The sequence below is a fragment of the Vallitalea okinawensis genome (assembly GCF_002964605.1).
Lineage (GTDB): Bacteria > Bacillota > Clostridia > Lachnospirales > PQDH01 > Vallitalea_A > Vallitalea_A okinawensis.
The window spans coordinates 1-1,826 of record NZ_PQDH01000048.1 but is presented as its reverse complement, the minus strand read 5'-3'; the positions used below and the strand labels follow the sequence as shown (position 1 = coordinate 1,826).

The following is a 1,826-nucleotide window of genomic DNA, read 5'->3' as shown; positions in this document are numbered from 1 at the left end:
CCTCAAGAATTACAGATCAATGAAGATTCAAGAAGTTTGAGTATTTTAGTTGATAATATTGAGATATTGTACTAATTGAATGCACTATAAATTGCAAAAATACAATGATTATTATCGGTCAGTAAACTGTTATTATGAGTAAGGGGATTTAGAATGAGTAATAAAAAGAAAATGTATAAAATACTAATTACTCTAAGTCTTATTGTTATGATTGTCTTTGTTTCAATGACATTTGTTGTTATAAAAGAAAACTACAAATTAGTGAAGTATAGAGAAGATTATAATCCAATATCAATAGAAAGCTTAAGAGAAGGATATCATGATGTTTTTAAACATGCATATAACTCCTTAACGATTAGTAATAATCCAAGTAATAATAGCGATTTAAATAGCTATTATTTAAACGTTGACCCGAATGAATTTAAAAGTCTATCAAATGATCTACCTCAGAGTGGAGAGGAATATATAGATGCATATATGAAATATGAAGATGAAATGCATAAAGTTAAGCTAAGATTTAGAGGAGATAATACTTGGCACTGGTTATATGATAAAAAATCTTTTAGAGTTAAGACAAAAAAAGACGATTTAGTTGAAGGGGTTAGAAAGTTCAATTTTGTTAACCCAAGAGAAAAAAGTATGCTTGTAGATTATTTGGAAGCAGAATTGGCTAAGAATATGGGAATACTTACTGCTGAAGTACAGCCTATAAGATTATTTATTAATAACAAATATGTAGGTATATACTTATCTATTGACCAAACAGATGAGTCTTTTTTGCGTAATAATAAGAGATTACCATCAAATCTTTATGTGGGTGAAGTTCCTGGCATATGGAATGAAGCACATAAGTGGGAAAAGTTTGCTGAATATAATGTGATGGAAGAAAATGATTTTGGAGATCTTGAGATATTAATCGAAAAAGTTAATCAAACCAAGGATGAGATTTTTCCATATGAAATAGAAAAAATATTAGATTTAGATAAATATATCAATTGGTATGGACACATGGAGATAAGTGGTAGTCTTCATGTTGATAGCAATCACAATAATAAATTATACTTTGATCCTTCAAGTGGGAAATTTGAACCAATAGCATGGGATACATTTGGATTTAGTGCACATCCAGTACCAATGACGCAGTTAAATATTCCTTTAAATTTATTAAATTATAAAATATTGAAAAATCCCAAATATGTTGATGAGATTAATCAAGTAATATGGAGATATACTAATAATAATAAACTAAGTGAATATCTATTAGCTGAAATTGAAAATATTTATGATATGATAAAGGATGATGTATATGCAGATAGATATAAAGATTATGTCGATTTTTCATCAGATGGTTCTAATAATTCAAGGATTTATACAAACAATGAGTTTGATGAAAGTGTGTCAATACTTAACGAATGGATTAAATTAAAAGAAGAATATCTAATAAATGAATTAAATAAGAATAATGCATACGTATCGAAAGAAATATATAATAATAAAAAAAATGAGGGTTTAATAACTATTGCTGCTGATGGTAATTCAGGTACTAAAATTGAAGATATATCTTTTGATAGTACTTATAATGAAGGTAGTATTCAAATATGGAGAGATATTAATATTAATGGAATACTTGATAAAGAAGATCAGCTTATTAATGAAAATAATATAATAGATAAAGAAGTTATAATAAATTTAGATGAAGTTATTTTACCGGGAAGAAAAGAAGTTAAAGATGATAGATATAGTGCAAACATGTCTTGCGTATTAGAGCCCTCTCCTTTAGAATATCAATTCATAGTAAAATATATTGGTGAAGAAGAAGGACAATT

At 26.9% G+C, this 1,826-nt stretch carries 1 protein-coding gene; it reads left to right on the top strand.

Features of this window, described 5'->3' with window-relative positions; all coding sequences use genetic code 11:
- Positions 1-153 precede the first annotated feature (153 nt).
- Positions 154-1,826 (top strand): CotH kinase family protein (locus C1Y58_RS26215; RefSeq protein WP_157950305.1); only part of this gene is annotated, 1,673 nt, incomplete at its 3' end.